Annotated in this window: 4 protein-coding genes; 2 read left to right on the top strand and 2 right to left on the bottom strand. The window is 63.0% G+C overall.

Going from position 1 to position 4,889, the window contains the following annotated elements:
- Nucleotides 1–1,351, top strand: a 1,351-nt coding sequence (locus VMR03_RS14705) for an NAD(P)/FAD-dependent oxidoreductase (RefSeq protein WP_325406514.1), incomplete at its 5' end; no start/stop codon positions are given.
- Nucleotides 1,352–1,437: 86 nt separating this feature from the next.
- On the opposite strand, the gene VMR03_RS14700 is transcribed toward VMR03_RS14705, so the two are convergent.
- Nucleotides 1,438–2,520 (bottom strand): ferritin-like domain-containing protein, encoded by a 1,083-nt coding sequence (locus VMR03_RS14700; protein WP_325406512.1) that lies wholly within the window; start codon nucleotides 2,518–2,520, stop codon nucleotides 1,438–1,440.
- 272 nt (nucleotides 2,521–2,792) lie between these two features.
- Between VMR03_RS14700 and ccrA the strand changes: the two genes are divergently transcribed.
- Nucleotides 2,793–4,088, top strand: a complete 1,296-nt coding sequence (gene ccrA / locus VMR03_RS14695) for a crotonyl-CoA carboxylase/reductase (RefSeq protein WP_325406510.1) — start codon at nucleotides 2,793–2,795, stop codon at nucleotides 4,086–4,088.
- Here ccrA and VMR03_RS14690 read toward each other — a convergent pair.
- Nucleotides 4,085–4,879 (bottom strand): sulfite exporter TauE/SafE family protein, encoded by a 795-nt coding sequence (locus VMR03_RS14690; protein ID WP_325406516.1) that lies wholly within the window; start codon nucleotides 4,877–4,879, stop codon nucleotides 4,085–4,087. The genes ccrA and VMR03_RS14690 overlap by 4 nt on opposite strands.
- Nucleotides 4,880–4,889 lie beyond the last annotated feature (10 nt).

The following is a 4,889-nucleotide window of genomic DNA, read 5'->3' as shown; positions in this document are numbered from 1 at the left end:
TCTCTATGACAACGCGCTGTTCCACACGGAGGTGAAAAACCTGACATGGGACAATGAGAACGCGCGCTGGGTGATCGAGACCAATCGCGGCGACCGCTTCACCGCCGACTATGTCGGCATGGGCACCGGCCCCCTGCACGTTCCGAAGCTGCCCGGCATCCCGGGTATCCAGTCCTTCAAGGGTCATTCCTTCCATACGAGCCGTTGGGATTACGACTATACCGGCGGCGACCCGAAGGGCGCGCTGATGGAAAAGCTCGCCGACAAGCGCGTCGCCATCATCGGCACGGGCGCAACGTCCGTGCAGGCCGTGCCGCACCTCGCCAAGGCCTGCGGGACGCTTTATGTGATCCAGCGCACGCCCTCATCGGTCGACGTACGCGCCAACAAGCCGCTCGACCCGGAATGGTTCGCCTCCATCGCAACGCCCGGCTGGCAGAAGCGGTGGCTCGAAAACTTCACCGCCAATCAGGGCGGTGACGTGGTGGAAGAAGATCTGGTGCAGGACGGCTGGACCGATCTCTCTCGCCGCATCCGCGCCAAGATCATGGAGCTGCCGCGCGATAAGATGACGCCCGCCAACATGATGGCGGCTTTCGAGGATTCCGACTTCGAGAAGATGGAAGAAATCCGCGCCCGCGTGGATTCGATCGTCGAGGACCATGCGACGGCGCAAAACCTCAAGGCCTGGTACCGCCAGCTTTGCAAGCGTCCCTGCTTCCACGACGCCTATCTGCAATCCTTCAATACGCCCGGCACGCATCTCATCGACACGGACGGCAAGGGCGTCGAGAAGATCACGGAAAAAGGCGTCGTCGTCGCCGGCGTCGAATATGAAGTCGATTGCATCATCTATGCGTCGGGCTTTGAAGTCGGCACGGAGCACACCCGCCGTGCGGGTTTCGACGTCACCGGCCGCGACGGCCTGAAGCTTTCCGAGGCCTGGTCCGAGGGCATGCGCTCCAAGCACGGCATCCATGTTCACGGCTTCCCCAACGCCTTCCTCGTGCAGCCGACGCAGGGCGCGAACCTCATTTCCAACGTGCCGCACAACCTCACCGAGGCGGGCGAAACCATCGCCGCCATCGTTTCCCACGCGCAAAAGACCGGCGCGAAGGAAATCGAGGTGACGAAGGAAGCGCAGGATGAATGGGTGGCGCTCCTGCTCACCGGCGTCCCCCGCATGATCGGCTCGCCCGACTGCACGCCCGGCTATTACAACAATGAAGGCCAGACCGCCGGACCGGCGGCCAAATACAATGTCGGCTATCCGGCAGGGGCGACCGCCTATTTCCGCTATCTGAACGAGTGGCGGAACTCCGGAAAGTTCGAAGGTCTCGCTTTCCGCTGAAGTCTGCAGACGAAAGCGCCGGAACCGATTCAACGGTTCCGGCGCTGACGCCAGGTCAGACCCTGATATTCGTCTGCCTGAAAGGCTTACTCGGCTGCGGCCGTCGCCCGCGCGGCGACGCTTTCAATATGCTTCCGCCGCGCGTCGAATTCGCGCGCGATGAAGTCATCATTCGACTGCATCGCCTCGACATCCTGCTCGGCATATTCGATCACGCCCATATCCTCGTATCCCTTGCGGATGCGTGTACCCCAGAGCCCGACATCCTTGACGATCGGCACGATGCGCTGGAAGAGCGACGAACGGAACTTCGTCATGAAGCCCGAGTGATACATGTGCTCGGCGCATTGCACCGGATCGAGGCCGAGATTCTGCCAGACCTCGACGGCATCGAAACGATCGCGCATCAGATAGCTCGCCTCGAGCAGGAACTCCTCGCGCTCGTCGCGTTCCTTCTCGCTGAGCTGCGGATAGTAGTCGCGCAGCGCAAGACGACCGAAGGCGACGTGGCGCGCCTCGTCCTGCATCACATAGGCGTTGACGGAGGCCGCCAGCGGGTTCTGCGCGTGGTCGCGGATCTGCGCGAAGGCGGCAAGCGCGAGGCCTTCGATCACGACCTGCATGCCGAGATAAGTCATGTCCCAGCGGCTGTCGCGCAACGTCTGGTCGATCAGCGTCTTGAGGGGCGGCGTCATCGGATAGGCGATCGCGAATTTCGAAAGCAGCATCTTGTAGCTCTCGACATGCCGCGCCTCGTCGATCACCTGCGTCGAGGCGTAGAACTTCGAATCCATGTCGGGCACCTGCGTCACGATCTTCGCGGTGCAGATCAGCGCGCCCTGCTCGCCCTGCATGAACTGCGAGAGCTGCCAGGCCTGGAAGTGCTTGCGCACATTGGCCTTCTCCTTGCGCGACATCGTCTCGAACTGCGCCATGCCGTTGATCGGCAGCATCTCGTCGGGCAATTGCTCGGGATTGTCCTCGTCGAGCTCCTGGGACCAGTCGATGCGGGTCTTGGCGTCCCACTGCATCTCCTTGCCCTTCTGGTAGAGCCCCATCATCGCCGTGCGTTCGGGGTCGTAATTCCAGTTGAACATGGCGTCGTAATTCTGCGGCACGTCCCAATGGCTGCCATCAAGCGCGATCGCATACATATTTCTGAAGCTCATCCGGTCCTCCTCCCAAAGGCCAATGCGGAGTTAAACTCCGCAATATCGAAAGCCTAGCTCCATCCGAACTGGTCGAAAAGGGGTTTTGGTCACAAAGGCCACGATTGCTGCACTGCAAAAATTCCTTGCATCCCATACGGCAAGCCCCAATGATCCGGCAAAACGGCCTAACGGCGCCGCATCCACACGGGATTGGGATAAAAAGGATCGTGGTTTTCCGACGAGCGTTTGAATGACGCCGGAAACCCCGGGGGCACGAGCGAGGACAGAGTATGGCGAAGACCGAGATGGCGGCCGCGGCCGTGAGCGACAATCCCCTTCCGAAGAAGGATCTCTACGAAGTCGGAGAGATTCCGCCTTTGGGCCATGTGCCCGCGAAGATGTATGCCTGGACGATCCGCCGCGAACGCCACGGCCCGCCCGAACAGGCGATGCAGGTCGAGGTCGTGCCCACCTGGGAGCTCGACAGCCACGACGTGCTCGTTCTCGTGATGGCCGCCGGCGTCAATTACAACGGCGTCTGGGCGGCGCTCGGCACGCCCATCTCCGTCTTCGACGTCCACAATATCCCCTATCACATCGCGGGCTCCGACGCGTCGGGCATCGTCTATGCGGTCGGCTCGAAGGTCACGCGCTGGAAGGTCGGCGACGAGGTCGTCATCCATTGCAACCAGGACGACCATGACGACGAGGAATGCAATGGCGGCGATCCCATGTTGTCGCCGACACAGCGCATCTGGGGTTACGAGACGCCGGATGGCTCCTTCGCGCAATTCTGCCGCGTGCAGTCGCAGCAGCTGATGAAGCGCCCCCAGCATCTCACCTGGGAGGAGAGCGCCTGTTACACGCTGACGCTCGCCACCGCCTATCGCATGCTGTTCGGCCATCGTCCGCATACGCTCGAACCGGGGCAGAACGTGCTCGTCTGGGGCGCCTCGGGCGGCCTTGGCTGTTTCGCCGTGCAGCTCTGCGCGACGGCGGGTGCGCATGCGATCGGCGTCATTTCGGACGAGAGCAAGCGCGACTATGTCATGTCGCTCGGCGCCAAGGGCGTCATCAACCGCAAGGATTTCGACTGCTGGGGCCAGCTCCCGAAGGTCAACTCGGCCGAGTTCAACGACTTCATGAAGGAAGCGCGCAAGTTCGGCAAGGCGATCTGGGACATCACCGGCAAGGGTGTCGATCCCGACATCGTCTTCGAACATCCGGGCGAGGCGACCTTCCCGGTCTCCTGCATGGTCGCCAAGCGCGGCGGCATGATCGTCTTCTGCGCCGGGACGAGCGGCTTCAACATCACTTTCGACGCGCGTTTCGTCTGGATGCGGCAGAAGCGCATCCAGGGCTCGCATTTCGCGCATCTGAAGCAGGCCTCCGCCGCGAACCAGCTCGTCATCGAGCGCCGCATCGATCCGGGCCTGTCGGAAGTCCTCTCATGGGACGAGATTCCGAAGGCCCATATGAAGATGTGGAAGAACGAGCACCTGCCCGGCAACATGGCCGTGCTCGTCTCTGCCAAGCGCGCCGGCCTGCGCACCTATGAGGACGCGATCGAAGCCGGCAACGGCTAGCCGAAGAGCGTCATCGCGCCGCGCGCCGTCACGTACAATCCGACCGCGACCACAATGACCGCGAAGACCCGCGCGAGCAGGGCCTTGCGCGTGGCAAGCCGGCCTGCGAGCGCCGTTCCGAGAAGCGCACCCGCGACGCCGCCTGCGAGCAGCAGCGCGGCGATGTGCCAGTCGACGAGGCCCGACATCGCATAGCTTGCCGCGGTCGCGAGGCCGAAGGCCGCGACCGAAACGAGCGACGAGCCGACCGCATTGAGGATCGGCATGTCGGTCGCATTGATGAGGCCGGGCACGATCAGGAAGCCGCCGCCGATGCCGAAGAAGCCGGACAGCGCGCCGACGCCGAGCCCATAGGCGACGAGCGAAGGGAGCAATTTCCGTGCGCTCGCCTGATCGAGATGGACGTCGGGATTGCCGCCTGCGCTTTTGCGCAGGAACATCGAGACGCCGACGCCAATCATGACGAGACCGAAGAGAAAGAGAAGAAACTCGCCGCCAATCGCCTTGCCGAGCTTCGCCCCGGCGAAGGCGCCGGCGACGCCCGATGCGGCGAAGACCAGCGCACAAGGCCATTTGACCGTCTTCGCCCGCGCATGAAGAAGAACGCCCGTGAGCGCATTGGCGGCGACCGCGACCGCACTGGTGCCGATCGCGATATGGGGCGAGGCGACGCCGACCACATAGATCAGCAGCGGCACGGCGAGGATCGAGCCGCCGCCGCCGATGAGGCCGAGCGTCAGCCCGATGAGCCCGCCCGAGACCAGCGTCAGAAAATCGGCGGCGGCGAACATGATCGTTGCT

The organism is Parvibaculum sp., assembly GCF_035511255.1.
In the GTDB taxonomy this organism is placed as follows: Bacteria; Pseudomonadota; Alphaproteobacteria; order Parvibaculales; family Parvibaculaceae; genus Parvibaculum.
This window is presented reverse-complemented; position numbering and strand designations above follow the sequence as displayed.